This is a genomic window from Phenylobacterium sp. (assembly GCF_024508875.1).
Classification (GTDB): domain Bacteria; phylum Pseudomonadota; class Alphaproteobacteria; order Caulobacterales; family Caulobacteraceae; genus Phenylobacterium.
Genome location: NZ_JANINU010000004.1, coordinates 1 through 14675 on the forward strand (window position 1 = coordinate 1; position 14675 = coordinate 14675).

General features: G+C 69.3%; 13 protein-coding genes. 3 read left to right on the plus strand and 10 right to left on the minus strand.

Features of this window, described 5'->3' with window-relative positions; translation table 11 throughout:
- Positions 1-480 (minus strand): oxygenase MpaB family protein (locus Q0L11_RS01075; RefSeq protein ID WP_296594992.1); only part of this gene is annotated, 480 nt, incomplete at its 3' end.
- Positions 481-809: 329 nt separating this feature from the next.
- Between Q0L11_RS01075 and Q0L11_RS01080 the strand changes: the two genes are divergently transcribed.
- Positions 810-1487 (plus strand): PEPxxWA-CTERM sorting domain-containing protein, encoded by a 678-nt coding sequence (locus tag Q0L11_RS01080; RefSeq protein ID WP_296594993.1) that lies wholly within the window; start codon positions 810-812, stop codon positions 1485-1487.
- Positions 1488-1611: 124 nt separating this feature from the next.
- Here the strand turns inward: Q0L11_RS01080 and Q0L11_RS01085 are convergent, their stop codons facing one another.
- The 8 genes from Q0L11_RS01085 to Q0L11_RS01120 form a co-directional block, all read right to left on the minus strand.
- Positions 1612-3954 (minus strand): TonB-dependent receptor, encoded by a 2343-nt coding sequence (locus Q0L11_RS01085; RefSeq protein WP_296594994.1) that lies wholly within the window; start codon positions 3952-3954, stop codon positions 1612-1614.
- Between the two features lie 99 nt (positions 3955-4053).
- Positions 4054-4665, minus strand: a complete 612-nt coding sequence (locus tag Q0L11_RS01090; RefSeq protein ID WP_296594995.1) for a glutathione S-transferase family protein — start codon at positions 4663-4665, stop codon at positions 4054-4056.
- Positions 4666-4772: 107 nt separating this feature from the next.
- Positions 4773-5390 carry a TetR/AcrR family transcriptional regulator gene (locus Q0L11_RS01095; protein WP_296594996.1) on the minus strand — a complete coding sequence of 206 codons (618 nt, stop codon included), beginning with the start codon at positions 5388-5390 and terminating at the stop codon, positions 4773-4775.
- Positions 5391-5472: 82 nt separating this feature from the next.
- Complete coding sequence (locus tag Q0L11_RS01100) at positions 5473-6456, minus strand: NADP-dependent oxidoreductase (RefSeq protein ID WP_296594997.1); 984 nt, start codon at positions 6454-6456, stop codon at positions 5473-5475.
- Between the two features lie 85 nt (positions 6457-6541).
- Positions 6542-7327: a glutathione binding-like protein gene (locus tag Q0L11_RS01105; RefSeq protein ID WP_296594998.1), complete on the minus strand. Its 786-nt coding sequence runs from the start codon at positions 7325-7327 to the stop codon at positions 6542-6544.
- A 348-nt stretch (positions 7328-7675) separates the two neighbouring features.
- Positions 7676-9772: a glycoside hydrolase family 65 protein gene (locus tag Q0L11_RS01110; protein ID WP_296594999.1), complete on the minus strand. Its 2097-nt coding sequence runs from the start codon at positions 9770-9772 to the stop codon at positions 7676-7678.
- Between the two features lie 56 nt (positions 9773-9828).
- A complete protein-coding gene (locus Q0L11_RS01115; protein WP_296595000.1) occupies positions 9829-10077 on the minus strand; it encodes a hypothetical protein in 249 nt (82 codons plus the stop codon).
- Positions 10078-10326: 249 nt separating this feature from the next.
- Positions 10327-10476, minus strand: a complete 150-nt coding sequence (locus Q0L11_RS01120; RefSeq protein WP_296595001.1) for a hypothetical protein — start codon at positions 10474-10476, stop codon at positions 10327-10329.
- A 257-nt stretch (positions 10477-10733) separates the two neighbouring features.
- Here Q0L11_RS01120 and Q0L11_RS01125 point away from each other — a divergent pair, with 257 nt between their 5' ends.
- Entirely contained in the window at positions 10734-12155 is a 1422-nt protein-coding gene (locus Q0L11_RS01125) for a recombinase family protein (protein ID WP_296595002.1), read from the plus strand.
- A gap of 66 nt (positions 12156-12221) precedes the next feature.
- On the opposite strand, the gene Q0L11_RS01130 is transcribed toward Q0L11_RS01125, so the two are convergent.
- Complete coding sequence (locus Q0L11_RS01130) at positions 12222-13022, minus strand: FkbM family methyltransferase (RefSeq protein ID WP_296595003.1); 801 nt, start codon at positions 13020-13022, stop codon at positions 12222-12224.
- Between the two features lie 413 nt (positions 13023-13435).
- Here Q0L11_RS01130 and Q0L11_RS01135 point away from each other — a divergent pair, with 413 nt between their 5' ends.
- Positions 13436-14335 carry an alpha/beta hydrolase-fold protein gene (locus tag Q0L11_RS01135; RefSeq protein ID WP_296595004.1) on the plus strand — a complete coding sequence of 300 codons (900 nt, stop codon included), beginning with the start codon at positions 13436-13438 and terminating at the stop codon, positions 14333-14335.
- The last annotated feature ends 340 nt before the right edge of the window (positions 14336-14675 follow it).

Below are 14675 nucleotides of genomic sequence, written 5' to 3' on the forward strand. Positions count from 1 at the left end.
GCGGAGGTAGGCGGTGAGGAACGCGCTGACCTCGGCCACGTGCACCCAGACCAGCAGGTCCGGATCGTTGGCGGAATAGGGCCGTCCGTCCGGGAGCGCGCCCGAGACCCTGTCGTGGATCGACCGGACGTGGTCGATCAGCGCCTGGGCTTCGCGGCGGTCTCCATAGGTGGTCCCGGCGATGAAGCGGGCGGTGCGCCGCAGTCGACCCAGCATGTCCTTGCGGAAGTCCGAATGGTCCCAGACCCCCGCCAGGGCGGCGGGGTGGAGCATCTGCAGGTAAAGTGCGGCGATCCCGCCCACCATCATGCTGGTGAAGTCGCCGTGCACCCGCCAGCAGGCGCTGTCGGGACCGAACAGGCCGGTGTCCTGGCGGTTGCGTTCCACCGTATCGTCCCCGGCGCCGCCGACCAGCTTGCGGACCTGCTGGACGACGGCCAGGCGGATGGCGGACGGGGCGGTGGCGGGGAGGGCGGGCATGGGCCCGCAACATAGGCGGACTTTGGACCGGCGGAAGGCGCCGGCCTGGGCCTGCCCACGACAAGCGCAGGTCGCGCCTCCCCGTCGAGGTCTCGCCGCTCCGGCGGCCTTGTCGTCGCCAGTGGGCGGCCCTCGGGCGATCGGGCGACTTGAGCGATCGCGCCCGGCGCCGTCGCCCCGCGCCGTCGCGAGGGCGGACGGCGCAAGACGCCCTCGCGCCACAGGGGATTTTGCGGACGCTCGTCGACCCAAACCTGACCTTCGTCGGAACGGGCCGGACGGGGCGACGGCCAGCGATTTAGCCCTGCGCCGAAATCTTGGAGACGAACATGCGCCACACGTTCCTGGCTTCGATCGCCAGCCTGGTCATCGCCGGCGGACTTGCGCCGGCCGCCCATGCCGCCGCGATGATCACCTCGACCTTCGATACAGGCGCCGAAGGCTGGAAGTTCGGCTCGCCGGACTTCCGGAACCAGACACCGGACTGGGACCCGGCGACCCAAAGCCTCACCAAGTCGAGCGGCGTCGCCGCCTGGGGATACCTGGCGTCGGACGCCTATCTGGGCGACAAGTCCGACTATATCGGCGGAACGTTCAGTTTCGACTTCGCATCCGCCACGCTCGATCCGAGGTATCTCAACCGGCCTTTTCTCGTCCTGCATGGGGCCAACAATAAGACGATCTATGCCGACTGGGGCCCGACGCCCACACGCGACCTGAGCCGCTTCACCTTCGACCTGACCGCCGCGAACTTCTACAAGGGCACGACCACGGAGGTGGCGGGCCCCGTCAGCACCGCGGAATTCGCGGCCATCATGTCCAACCTGAAGGTCATCGAGATCTTCGCGGACTGGAGCGGGAACGTCGACAGCACCCGGTTGGACAATGTGGCGATGGCGGCCAACACCGGGGTGCCGGAACCCGCGACCTGGGCGCTCATGATCATGGGCTTCGGTTTAACAGGCGCGCTCATCCGCCAACGCCGAGGCGTGCTGGCCCGCGCCTAGACGGCGGGGGGCGGCCTGCCTCAAGTGGCGCACGCGAGGGTCCTGGAAGGCCCGCCTCATCGCCCCCAAACAGCTCAAGCCCGACGGGCCGCCGCGCTTCCCTCGCGACGGCCCTTTTGGCGATTCAGAAGCGCGTCTCGAAGCTCGCGCCCACCCGCCGGACGGAGTCCGGGCTGAAGTATTGCAGGTAGCCGCCCGGGTTCAGGGTCGTCACCGGCGAGGGCGTGATCTGGGCCGCCCAGCGCTTGTCGAACAGGTTCGAGGCGTAGATGGCGAAGGTCCACCTCTCGTCCGGCCCGCTCACGCCCACGCGGCCGCCCACCAGGCTGTAGGCCTTCTGGATCGTGCCCGGATCGCCGTTGGCCGAATAGTTGGTGTCGCTCTGCCAATTCCAGTTCGCCTGGGCGAAGCCGCGGAGGGTCCCGCCGAGCTGGCGCTCGTACGACACGGTCGAGCCCAGAACCCAGGTCGGCACGGCGGCCAGCCGCAGGCCCTTGGCGTTGAAGAAGCCGTCGATGGACGTGGGGTTGGCCGGCGGGGCGGTGCAGGGACCGCCCTGGGCCACCTTGGGCTGGCCGAAGTAGCACTGCACCCCGTTGAAATCGAGGTAGCGGGCGTGGGTGTAGGCGCCGCCGAAGGTGATGTTCAGGTCCTGTGCCGGCCGGGCGACCAGGTTGAACTCCACGCCTTTGGTCTTGATCGAGCCGGCGTTGGTGATGCGGCTGGAATAGGTCGGGCTCGACAGGTCCGAGACCTGCGCCTGGAAGTTCTTCACCTTGGTGTCGTAGGCCGAGACGTTCACCAGCAGGCGATGGTCGAAGAACGTCGACTTCATGCCGATCTCGTAGCTGGTCGGAATCTCGGGCAGGACGCGCTGGTTGGCGCCGGCCACGGTGGCGCTCAGGCCACTGAAGCCCGGGCCCTTGTAGCCCTTCGACACCGTCGCGTAGACCATGACGTCGTCGCTGAAAGTGTACCGCGGGCCGATTCGCCACGACAGGTTGTCATTCTTGATCGACTGGTCGTAGCGCAGGGCCACCGAGCCCGGGATGAAGACCGTGCCGGCCACCGGGTCGCGGCGGTAGTCCAGCTTCACCACGTCGTGGGTGCGGCGCAGGCCGCCGATGATGTCCAGCTTGTCGGTGACGTGGAACGTGCCCTGGCCGAACGCGGCGTAGCTGTCCGAGCCTATGGTGTTGAAGGTCGAGGTCTGGAAGATCGTGCCTGCCGGCTGGGTCGGGACGACCCGCACCACCTGGCCGTTCGACGCGGGCAGGATCCAGGTGAGCTGGCCCCGCTGGGTGATCTCCGAGTGCGCCGTCGCGTTGTAGTAGTAGAGGCCGAGGACGTAGTCGAAGCGCGCGCCGATCGGCGAGGTCAGGCGCAGTTCCTGGGTGAACCACTTGGTGTCGCCGGCGCCGCCGTTCAGGTCGATGTAGCTGACCGGCGTCAGGTCGCCGTCGTAGAAGCCGACGCGGCGCGCCTCGCGGTAGGCCGAGATCGAGCTGAGCGTGAAGCCTGAGACGTCGTAGTCCATGTGCAGCGCCAAGCCCTGCGCGCGGCTGCTGCCGAAGAAATCGCCGTTGGCCGCGACGGCCAGGTTCTTCGGCCCCGCGACGATGCCGTACTGGGCGTTGGTGACCGCCGGCGCATAGCCGGGCGTGACCTTCCGCCAGGTGGAGGCGCAGCAGAAGGTGTCGCTCTGCGACCGGTCGGCCTGGGCGAAGATGGTCAGGTCCTCGGTGGGCTTCCAGAGGACCTTCAGCGCCACCCCGGTGACCTTGCGCGGGTCGGTGTCGTCGCCGGCGCGCGCGACGTTCTTGATGATCCCGTCGCGCTCGTTGTGGACCACCACCAGGCGCAGGGCCGCGGTCTCGCCCACCGCCACATTGCCGATGGCCTCGACGTTGCGCTCGCCGCGTTCGCCGACCTCGACCCGGACCTTGCCGGAGTTGTCGTCCAGCACGGGACGCTTGGTGACGAAGTGGACCAGGCCGGCCGAGGCGTTCTTGCCGAACAGCATGCCCTGTGGTCCGCGCAGGATCTCGACGCGTTCGACGTCGGCCAGGGTGGACAGGCTGCCGGGGTCGGCCAGGACCACGCCGTCCACCACGGTGGAGATGCTCTGCTCGATGCCGGCCGAGAAGCTGCTGGTGCCGATGCCGCGGATCAGGAAGCCCGACGCGCTGTTGCTGAGGCTCTGCTTGAAACGGACGGAGGGGTCGATCAGCGTCAGCTGCTGGGCCTGGGTGACGTGCAGCGCTTCCAGCGCTTCGCCCTTCACCGCGGTGATCGACAGCGGAACGTCCTGGACGTTCTCGGCGCGCTTCTGGGCGGTCACCACCAGTTCGTCGATGGCGGCCGGTTCCTGGCCCAGGGCCGGTCCGGCCAGGGCGGACGCCAGCGCCGCAACGGCGGTGCCGGCCAGGAGGGCCCGTTGCGGGCGCGTGCTCGTGCGAGCGGTCATCTGAAGTTCCTTCCCCTCATCGCCTTGAACGGCGTAGTTATGTAGAGTCACGTGACCGTCACTTAGTGGCGACGGCAAGGTTGGCCGGGTGGGGTTCAGCTAGGCGCTGGCGCTCGGGCGGGCCGCGACGCGGCCGTGCCAGGCGAGGACGTTCGCGCAGTCCGCCGGGATCGGGACCCCGATGAAGAGGCCGAAGTCGACGGTGGTCAGGGCAATGATGTCGGCCATCGAGTAGGCCTCACCGGCGATGAACGCCTTGCCGGCCAGCTCGCTGTCCAGCCAGCGGTAGACCTGTTCGATGCGCGGCCGGTTCGACTCGCCGAAGTCCTTGAACTGGGTCAGCAGCGTGGCGGTCAGCGGATGGGTGTGGCGCCAGATCTGGCCGATCGGGGTCATGAGTTGGAACTCGATCCGCCGGATCCACATGTCGACCTCGGCGCGCTCGCGGGCGGTCGCGCCGAACAGCGACGGACCGGGCAGGGTCTCGTCCAGATAGCGGCAGATGCTGACGCTCTCGCTGAGGAACGTGCCGTCGTCCAGTTCCAGCGTCGGAAGCTGGCCCAGGGAGTTCTTGGCCAGGAAGTCCGCCGCCTTGTGGCCGCGCTCGCGCATCGGCACGCGGACGTGTTCGACGCTCCCGCCCTTCTCGGCCAGGAAGATGCGGACGCGGCGCGGATTGGGCGCCGGATTGTCTTCGCCGTAGAGCTTCATCGCTTCCTCTCGCCGACCGCGTCATGGCGGCTCTCTATAGAGGGTAACGGTACCGTGACTTAATGCGTATGCGCAAGCCCCTTCGCGGCCCGGCGGAGGGTAGCAGCCTACGTTCTGGCGTGCCTCGCCTTGAGCGCCTTAGCCCCGGCCACGACCGCCACCGTGATGGTCTCGATGAGCGCCTCGTCGTCGCCGTTCCGGGCGGCGAGGAAGCCGGTGACGCCGGTCACCATGAACCAGGCGTATTGCAGGGCCACGTCGTCCGGCAGGCCATAGGCGCGCTTGAGGCCGAGCGCCCAGCCCTTGGCGTTGGCCTCCTGCATCTCCCGGGCCCGCTCGCGCAGCCGGCCGCTGTCGGTGACCAGGCGCAGGAAGAGCTCGCCGCTCTCGTCCGACCGGACGCACCAGTGGCGCAGCGCCGCCCGGACCGCCGCGGCGAAGGTGGCGTCCTGCGGCAGTTCCTGGGTCCAGCGGGCGGCGTAGTTGGCCTGCTCGCGGTCGAACAGCGCCGCCAGCACTGCGTCGCGGTCGGCGAAATAGCGATACGGCAGCGACTTGTTCACCCCGCACCGCTGGGCCACGCCCTCCATCGTCACTGACGCGACGCCCTGCTCGAGCACAATCGCGGCGGCGGCGTCGAGGAATAGGTTGCGGCGCTCCGAGCCTTTCAGCCGTTTCTGTACGACCTTGGCGCCGTCAGGCCCGGTTCGATTGGATGTCGTCACAAGCCCCCGCCGGTTCAGGCCGGCCCACGCTGGGCCAACCCCGTCATCATCCCGAGCCCGGGCCTGCGCGTCCAGCGTGCGATCAGTCGGCGACGCGGATCAGCATCTTGCCGCTGTTGAGCCCGGAAAACAGGCCGATCAGCCCCTCGGGCGCGCGCTCGAAGCCCTCCAGGATGGTCTCCTGGTACTTGATGCGGCCGTCCTTGAGCCAGCCGGTCATGTCCTCCACGAACCGCCCCTGCAGGTACGGGAAGTCGCTGGCCACGAAGCCTTCCATCCGGACCCGGCTGTAGATGAGGCTCGACAGGTTGCGCACGCCCTCGCCGCCGCCATTGTAGGTCGAGATCATGCCGCACACGGGGATCCGGCCCCGCACGTTCATCCGCGGCAGCACCGCGTCAAGGTGCGAGCCGCCGACGTTCTCGAAGTAGACGTCGATGCCCTTGGGCATGGCCTCGGCCAGGGCCGTCTTCAGCGGTTGGACCTTGTAGTTGATGACGGCGTCCAGACCGGCCTCGTCCTTCAACCAGGCGGCCTTGTCGTCGGCGCCGGTGGAGCCGACCACATAGCAGCCCTTGATCTTGGCGATCTGGGCCACGACCGATCCAACGGCGCCGCCGGCCGTCGAGACGAACACCTGCTCGCCGTCCTTCAGCGCGCCCACCTCCAGCAGGCCGCCGTAGGCGGTGATACCGGTGCCGCCCAGGGCGTGCATATAGACGCTGAGCGGCAGCGCGGGGTCGGGGCTCAGGGCCTGCAGGCTCTTGCCGTCCGAGATGAAGCGCTCCTGCATCCCCGCGCCGTGGCGGACCAGCGCGCCTTCAGCGAACTTCGGATTGCGCGACTGGACGACCCGGCCGATCCCGCCGCCGATCATGGCCACGTTCAGCGGCTGGTCGGCGGTCAGGCGCGGCCGCATGTAGGGGTCGACCGACATCAGCAGGTTCTGGATCTGCACCTCGCCGTCGCCGGCGTCGGGGACGTCCACGTCGACAACCGCGAAGTCGTCGGCGACCGGGACGCCGTCGGGACGGCGGACGAGGTGGATCTGGCGGGCAGGGGTCATCTCAGGTCATCCCGTTGGGGCTGGAGCGCGATGGCCGGACCTGTGAGCGGTTCGGCGGCCGTCGCGCACGGACTATTTTGGGGGACTAGCGGACCGCGCCGGGCGCGCGGGGGCCGGAGGGCGCGTGCTGGGGCAGCGGCTTCAGCGCGCCGATCATCCCGTCCGGCCGCGCTTTGGCAAGCATCCGCTGATAGGCCGGCCGGCCTTCGATCCGGGTCTTCCAGGCCGCCACCTTGGGAAATTGGCTCGTCTCGACCAGGTTCAGTTCGGTCGCCACGCGCAGCGGGAAGGCCATCATGATGTCGGCGGCCGAGAAGGCGGCGCCGCCGAACCAGGCGTGGGTCTTCAGGAAGTCCTCGGCGAATTCGACGACCGCCTCGGAGTCCACGAGCCGCGAGCGCTCGGTCGGCGGCTGCTGCATCCAGGCGCGGTAGTCCGAGAACAGGCGGGCGGCGAGCGAGCCCTCCGCGAAGTGCATCCACATCAGGTAGTGCGGATAGTCGGTGCTGGCGAAGTCAGGCTGCAGCTTGCCGGGGGCATGGCGGTTGAGGATCAGTTCCATGATCGCGCCGGACTCGACCAGCACCTGGTCGCCGTACTTCACGGTCGGCGCCATCGGCACGATCGGGCTGAAGGCCTTAATCAGCGCCATCGATCCCATAAGGTCGCCGCGTTTGAACTCCAGCTTGTAGGGGAACCCCAGTTCCTCCATCAGCCAGACCACCCGCTCCGAGCGGCGGCCTTCGAGATGATAGATGGTGATGGGCGGCAGGGGCGAGCCCTCGCCCTGTGTCGCAGCGGCGGCCGCCGGCGCAGCCGCCAAGCTGGCCAACGCCGCGAGACCGGCGCGCCGGTTGAGTTCGATTGTCATGTCTGTCCCCTGCCTTGTCATTCCGGCTGGCCGACCGGCTGTTAATTAAGTAACGGTATCGTCACTAACGGGTCGGCGCAAGTCGGGCGCCGCGTCAGGCTGCGTCTCACGAATAGGTCCGTCGTTCGATCCTTCGTTGCTCCGCCAAGCGGCGGCGGACGGAGGAGACTCAGAATCGACGGTGGCTCCCCCAGGCGCCCGACCGGAGGCCGCGACAATCGTCGAGGGGGAGAGCTGATCCATCGTGGCGTGGGAATTGTCCGGAACCAGGCCAGTCTCGGGCGCGTGCAACCACCCAGTCGCGCAAGTCGTGGACGCGACGGCTGGTCCCGGCAGTGCGGGAGCGGCCTAAGGCTCCGACTCCTCATCGCTCAGGGGCCTGATCTTGGGCCGCGCGCCATGGCGGGCTGACAAGGACACCGGTTGTCCGCCCAACCAGAGCCGCTCGACGTCTATGCCGCGCCAGCCCTTGGGCAGACTTGCGTCGCACTCGACCCAGTCGAAGGCCTCCCCGGGACCCGGCCGCAATCCGGTGAACCCGAAGAGCAAGCCAGTCAGGAAGCCGCCGATGTTGGCGAAGAAGGGGCCCGCGCGCGGCTGCTCGGGGAAGCGATCGGCGCGGTATTCGAGCGTTTGCAGAAAGCGACCTTGAATGAACTTGCCGTAGCCCTCCTCCAGCAGCCGCAGCGCCTGCCTCCGATCGCCGAGACGTGCCGCCCAGGCGCCATAGAGCGCCGAAAGCATGGGGCTGCCGATGTAGCTCTCCGCCTGCGCGAGGTAGAACTGCAGCGTTGCGGCCTCGTGCTCCGGCGACAGGCGGTAGCCGAACGGGAAGATCCCCATCAGGGGGTCCGGTGTGCCGCCCTTCTCCTCGTCCCGCCGGTAGCCGTCGTGCGAGATCACGGCCGACCCGCGGCGCGGGAGAAACATCTGCTCCGCGATCTCCGACCAAGCGCCGTTGGAGGAGCGACCCAGCCGTTCAGCCGCGTTGATCGCGTCCCGCAGAACCACCGCCGCAGCCATGTTCGTGAACGCAGCGTTCTCGACCGGTTCCTCGCGCTCGGCGATCCCCATGGAGGCGCCGATCTCGTAGCCGCGCGCAGTTCGTGTCACCCGCGAGGTGATCCAGTCGGCGACTCCCGACAGAACAGGCCAAGCCCAAGCCCGGAGGAACTCTTCGTCCGCGGTGAGCCAGGCGTGCAGCGCGAAGGCGTGCGCGACATCGAGCGAGACATGGTCCTCGTGCCAGGCTGCAGTCCCCGGGACCGGCGCGCTCTCCTCGCCGCTCCGCGGTGCGCTTTCCCACGGAAATTGTAGGCCCTTGCGCCCGAAGAGCCGGGCGTTGTTGCGAGCCCCTTCCAGGGAGCGGCTGCGATAGTCGAGGAAGCTGCGCGCGGCGTCCGGCTGCAGCAGGCAGAGCGGCGGGACGGCGAACGCCTCAATGTCCCACATCACGTGCCCGTAGTAGTAGTGATAGTCGTGCCATGTCGCCAATCCGAAGATGGAGGTGGACGCCGGCGACGCGCGGTGCGCGGAGCAGTTGAGGTAGAAGACCGCGGCGTCGGCCAGCCCCTGCCAACGTTCGCTGGCCCCCAAGAGCCGGATGCGGCCCTTCCAGAGTTCGTCCCACATAGCGCGGTTGGCGGCGCGCAGGGCGTCGAAGCCGTCGTCCGCCGCCTTGGCCGCCAGGCGCGCCGCATGCTGGTCGGGTGTCGCGTGCATGACGTGGGGGACCAGGCTCACGATCTGACGCAGGCGCACCGTCTGAGCGGCCCGTACCCGACCGCGGAATTCGGCGTGGAACTGGCCATACTGGAAGGCCGGCCGCGCCGGGTCGCCGAAATCCCCGCCCTTCACCGAAGCAACGCTGGCCAGCCCGCACGTGGAAAGCGCTCCGCCGGACATCCAGAGCAAGGTCCCGTCGACCGCCGGCGCATCCTCGCCGGGAGTTCCGCGACCCTCCCGCACGAGGTGGCCGTCTGCACCCCGGGCGTCGATCGTGGCCCGCAGAGCGAGCTCCCCGCCGCTCGACGACGTGACCGCAATCTCCTGGCAGGCGAGGGTGGGGTCGTGACGCGAGCAGAACGTGAGCACCGCGATGTGGGCGTCCCGCCCGCCGAGCTTCGCCTGGAAGCGGCTCGTCAGCTCACCCGATCCGAAGTCGTAGTCCTGCTGGAGGTCCGACACGGCCGTATCGGCGTCGGACAGCCACGCACCGCCGAGGCAAACGTCGGCCGCGAGCGGGTAAGGGGCGTTGGCGGCCGCTTCGATCCGCCGGACCGGATGCTCTCCGCTGTAACCGCTGACCAAGGCCATCCCGGCCCTGAGCGCCAAGGGGCGGACGCGCAGGCCGATCAGACCATTCGAGACATAGGCGGGCAGCTCTCCGTTCAGATCGCCATATGCTGTCGGCGGATTGAGCGGGCGGGACGAGGCTTCCGACATGAGCGGCGCTTTCGATGTATGATCCCAGGACGTGACGACAACGCGTGAACGGGATCTCAGGCCTTGCCGCTCGGCGTGCGGCTAAGGGAGACGCGGGCCAGATCCTCCGGGCCAAGTGCTTTGGGATCCTCGACCGCACCGTTCTCGATCGCGGTTCGCGAGAACACCTCCTCCTGCCCGTCATCCAGGACCTCGGAGTCGTCGGGATTTTCGCTCGCGCAGGGGGCAAGGCGATCGGTGGCGCGGCAAAAGGCCTGGGCTTGATCGTCGGCGTAGCCACCGCCGTCAGGGGTTTCTCGGGGCATGGGGCCTCCACGCTTCGCAAGACACTGGAGCGCATTCAGTTCCCGCAACGCGCAATTCCTGCCGAGAATCGCGACGGACGCGGCAGGGCCGACGCCGAGGGTCCGCTCTCCGCACCGGTCCCAATGTCAGCGAGAGGCGCGGGACGGACCTAGGTGGTGGTCGGGATGCCGCCTAGGGTCATGCCCGGCGGGGCGTCCCCGGCTTCAACGGTACGACTGCGAGATGATCGGGCTGGCCACGCCGGCGCCCTAGCTCCCGGCGTAGACGGTGGCGGCCAGCGCGGCCGCGGCAAGGACGGCGAGGGCGACGACCCCCCACCCGGTGGCCTGGGCCTGGAACCAGCCCCCGATGCGGACACTCAGCGTGCTGGCGCTGAGCCTGATGGCGGTGCGTTTCATCCTGCCAGATTACCCCCGAACGAGGCTGCGGCCCGAGGTTCAGATTCGCTTGGACGTCCGAAGTTGACGTGAGCATGCGTCCCGCGACCAGGATCAACGGGCGACCCCGGCCACGCCGGCGAGGTCGGTGGGCGCAGGACCTCGCCGCCCGCAGGCCGCATCGTTGGCTTCCAAGCGGCTGATGCCGGACGCACCGGGCCATTTCGGCGCGGGACGCTCGGTCGGCGGGAATGTTAAGGTGGCCGCAGGAGGCCGCCATGCCTGCCACACCCTCGCGCCGCGCCGCGCAATACGTCCGCATGTCGACGGACAACCAGCGCTACTCCATCGCCTATCAGACGTCCGCCAACGCCAGCTTCGCCCTCGAGCACGGCTTCGAGGTCGTGAAGAGCTACGAGGACGCGGGGATCAGCGGTCTTGGTCTCCGACGGCGGAGCGGCCTGCAGCAGCTTCTTCGCGATGTCCTCGGCGGGACGCCCGCGTTCGAGGCGGTCCTCGTGTACGACGTCAGCCGCTGGGGGCGTTTCCAGGATACCGACGAAAGCGCCCACTACGAATTCCTCTGCCGCTCGGCCGGGGTCGAGGTCATCTACACGGCCGAGCCGTTCTCGAACGACGGGAGCCTGGCTTCCGCTTTGGTGAAGCACCTGAAGCGCGCCATGGCGGCGGAGTTCAGCCGCGAGCTCTCCGTAAAGGTCTCGCGCACGAAGCTCGGCATCGCCGGCCAGGGCTACTGGGTCGGCGGGCGCGCGCCCTTCGGCCTCGTGCGCACCATGGTCGCGCCCGACGGGCAGGTGCGCGGCGTACTCCAGGCCGGCCAGCGCAAGGATATCAAGGGCCATCGGGTCGTGCTCACGCCGGGGCCTCCGCACGAGGTGGCGCTCGTCCGCCGGATTTTCCAGATGTTCTCGCGCGGCCTCATCTCCACCCGGGAGATCGCCCGCCTGCTGAACGCCGAGGGCGCGTTCGACAGCGACCGGCCCTGGACCACGCTGCGGGTGCGCCTGTTGTTGAAGAATGAGGCCTATGCCGGCGCCGTGGTCATCGGGAAGTCCACGTACCGGCTGGGCGAGGTGACGCGTCGTTCGCCGGCGGACTGGGTTCGGGTGCCGGACGCCTTCGAGCCGATCGTCTCGCCCGGGCTGTTCGCCGCCGCGCAGCGCCGCTTCCGGGTGTCGCATGGCGACGCCACCGACGCCGAACTGCTGGCCGAACTGCGGGCGGCGCTTCGCCGGCATGGCCGCTTGTCGGCGGCGATCATCGACGGCGACCGGGACTGCCACTGCACGGAGATCTTCCGCCGGCGGTTCGGCAGCCTGCTCCACGCCTACCAGGCCATCGGCTACCAGCTTCAGCCGTGGCACGCGGCGATGTGCGCGAACGCCCTCAAGCGCCTGCCGCCCGACAATCGCCGACGCCTCCGGTACCAGGACGACGAGGACCTGCTCGAGGGCCTGCGCGCGCTGCTGGCGCGCGAGGGGCGCATCAGCACGATGATGATCCACGACACGCCGGGCCTGCCGCACGTGGTGACGCTGAAGCGCCGGTTCGGAAGTCTGGCGAACCTCTACGCCAGGCTGGGCTACGAGCCCTCGGCCTTGCAGCGCGTGCATCTCGGCCGAACGAACAGCGAGCGCCGCGCGGGCCGGGTGCGCATCCAGGACATCCTTCCGGCCTGACGGAAGCGGCTGTCTCGCATGGCGACGAGATGCGGCGACGCGCGCTCGTGTCCGGCCGGCGCTGGCTCAAACGAACCCGAATTGCGCGAGGTACGGAAAGTCCTTCACGCTCGAGGGGCGCGGAGAGGTTGGCACGGCCCGGTACATGCCCTTCGGCTGCGGCCGTTCCGCCGGAATAGCCAGGACGTTGATGTCGCCTTGGATCCGCTCGGCGCCGCCATTACGGGGGGCGAGCGGGGTGAAGAAGGGCGTGAAAAACCAATAGGTGACGTAGTGCTGCGCGATCATCAGCGCCATGACCTCCTTGCTCTCGGGCGTGTCCGGACACTCGATCAGCCACGCCGGTCGCACGGACCTCAGCACCCTTGCCGCGCCGCGCAGCACGCGCAGCTCGTGGCCCTCCACATCGATTTTCACACACGCGGTGTTCCCGGGGACAACCTCGTCGAGGGTGACCATGGGCACCGCTTCCACGGGGTAGGCCGACCGGAAGCCGCCGGCTCCGTAGTTGAGCGGCTGGTCCAGCGGGGCGGTCGGGAACTGAGCGATGCCGGTGGTGTCGCTCGCCGCGGCATGCACGACCTGCACATTGGCAAGACCATTGCGTGCGACGTTCGACGCAAGCAGCCGGGCGAGGCCCGGGTGGGCCTCTATGGCGACGACCTGAACCGCCGATGAGGCGACCGGCAGAGCGAACGCCCCGATATTGGCCCCCACGTCCACGAAGCCTCCGCCGCGGCTGAGCTGCGCCGCGAGCTCGACGCCAGGCCTGGCGAATTCGCCGTAGTCGCGCAGGTAGCGCCCGACGGTGGTGTCGAGCGGCGGAATCTCGAAGGTCAGCCCGTAGGCCGTGGTCGTCTCCTGCACGGTATCACACCTTGAAAGCCTGCTGCGCCTATACGCCGATCCGAACGCAGAGCAGCCCTATGCGCCTCGGTCGCTGGCCGCGTCGGCCCGCGTTCAGACGTCTCTGAGAGCCGCGGCGCTGCCTTGCGGCGCAAGGCGGGAACCGGTCGAACGCGGGGCGGAAGGTTGTCGTTTACGGGAGACGTCATGGGGAGCAAAAGCAGAGCTACAGCCGCCCATCAACCGATCTGACCATCCCGCCCCGGGGCGTCGGAGTCCTCGCCGCCGGACGCGGGTGGCCGGCGCCGCGCGAAAATTGGCCAATCCGCAGCTGGTCGGCGGGCCGGCGGCCTGCTTCCCTCTCACCGCAACGCTTCGCTTCCGGATGAGACCCCGAGATGACTCCGTCCAAGACCCCCCTTGCGAAAGCGACGATGGCGGCGCTTCTGGCCGGCGCGACGCTCGCGCTCGGTCCGGCGGCCCCGGCGGGGGCGGCGGCCGCCCCGCCCTCGGCGGCCCCGTTGACGATCGGCCTGACCTACCGGCTGCCCTCCGCCGTGCTGGGCGACGTGAGAGAACTGAACGTGCGGCTGCCCGCCGGCTATGCGCCGGGGAAACGGACCTATCCCGTGCTCTACCTGCTCGACGGCGCCGCCGATCAGGACTTCGAACATATCGCCGGCCTCGCCCAGCTCGGGGACGTGAGCGGGACGTTCGGGCCGTTCATCGTGGTGGGCGTACAGACGCGCGCGCGCCGCGCGGAGCTGACGCCGCCGGCGACCGACGCACGCTATCGCCGGGCCTTTCCGGAGGCCGGCGGGGCGGCGCGCTTCCGCCGCTTCCTCGCGGAGGAGGCGATGCCGTTCATCGCCGCCCGGTACGGCCAGCCCTCCCGCCGCGCCATCCTGGGAGAGTCGCTGGCGGGCCTGTTCGTCGTCGACACCCTGCTGCGTGCGCCGGACCTGTTCGACGACTATGTCGCCGTCAGCCCGAGCCTGTGGTGGGACGACCGGGCCGGCCTGCGCGATCTCGGCATGAGCCTCGACCCCCGCGCGATGGCGGGGCGGCGGCTGGTCCTGGCGGTGGCGGACGAGGGCGGCACGATGCAGGCGGGGATCGATCTCTTGCGCGAGGCGCTCGGCCCCCTCACGGCGTCCGGCTTCAGCCTCACCTACGACGACCGCAGCGCCACGGAGACGCATGCGACCGTCCTGCACCCGGCCGCGCTCGCAGCGTTCCGCAAGCTCTATCCCGCCCCGCCGGCCGATTACGGCCCGACGCCTTGGTTCATGATCGAGGGCGGTCGGCCAACGCCTGATGGCGGCCGGCGCTAACCGGCTTCCGCAGCCCGCGCAGAGCAGCGCCGGGCGGTCGCGCACTTTCACAGGTCGCCGCCTCAGTCGGCGACCTCGAGGACCAGGCCGTTGCGCTCGATGGCCGCCGGTTGTCATGGCCATCGGGCTCAACGACCGGGGGCCGCGGTACGTGGCCGGCTCGGACCGGAGCCGAGTCGTGCGTCAGGCTGGCTGCGCGGCGGCCGCCAGCTCAGCGGCGCGCCGCCGCGCGCGGGCTTCGGCGCTGTTGGTGAGCGCCCAGCGCATGCCGTGGGCGAGCGCGCGGATGGCCCCGCGGGTCGCGGCGTGCCGCGGCGGCGAGAGGCGGAAGCCGTGCAAC

Bases quoted from the DNA above. Each gene is read 5' to 3' on its own strand.
- Q0L11_RS01085 (WP_296594994.1), bottom strand. From the start codon at position 3,954: ATGACCGCTCGCACGAGCACGCGCCCGCAACGGGCCCTCCTGGCCGGC.
- Q0L11_RS01110 (WP_296594999.1), bottom strand. From the start codon at position 9,772: ATGTCGGAAGCCTCGTCCCGCCCGCTCAATCCGCCGACAGCATATGGC.
- Q0L11_RS01125 (WP_296595002.1), top strand. From the start codon at position 10,734: ATGCCTGCCACACCCTCGCGCCGCGCCGCGCAATACGTCCGCATGTCG.
- Q0L11_RS01080 (WP_296594993.1), top strand. From the start codon at position 810: ATGCGCCACACGTTCCTGGCTTCGATCGCCAGCCTGGTCATCGCCGGC.
- Q0L11_RS01100 (WP_296594997.1), bottom strand. From the start codon at position 6,456: ATGACCCCTGCCCGCCAGATCCACCTCGTCCGCCGTCCCGACGGCGTC.
- Q0L11_RS01120 (WP_296595001.1), bottom strand. From the start codon at position 10,476: ATGAAACGCACCGCCATCAGGCTCAGCGCCAGCACGCTGAGTGTCCGC.
- Q0L11_RS01090 (WP_296594995.1), bottom strand. From the start codon at position 4,665: ATGAAGCTCTACGGCGAAGACAATCCGGCGCCCAATCCGCGCCGCGTC.
- Q0L11_RS01105 (WP_296594998.1), bottom strand. From the start codon at position 7,327: ATGACAATCGAACTCAACCGGCGCGCCGGTCTCGCGGCGTTGGCCAGC.
- Q0L11_RS01135 (WP_296595004.1), top strand. From the start codon at position 13,436: ATGGCGGCGCTTCTGGCCGGCGCGACGCTCGCGCTCGGTCCGGCGGCC.
- Q0L11_RS01115 (WP_296595000.1), bottom strand. From the start codon at position 10,077: ATGCCCCGAGAAACCCCTGACGGCGGTGGCTACGCCGACGATCAAGCC.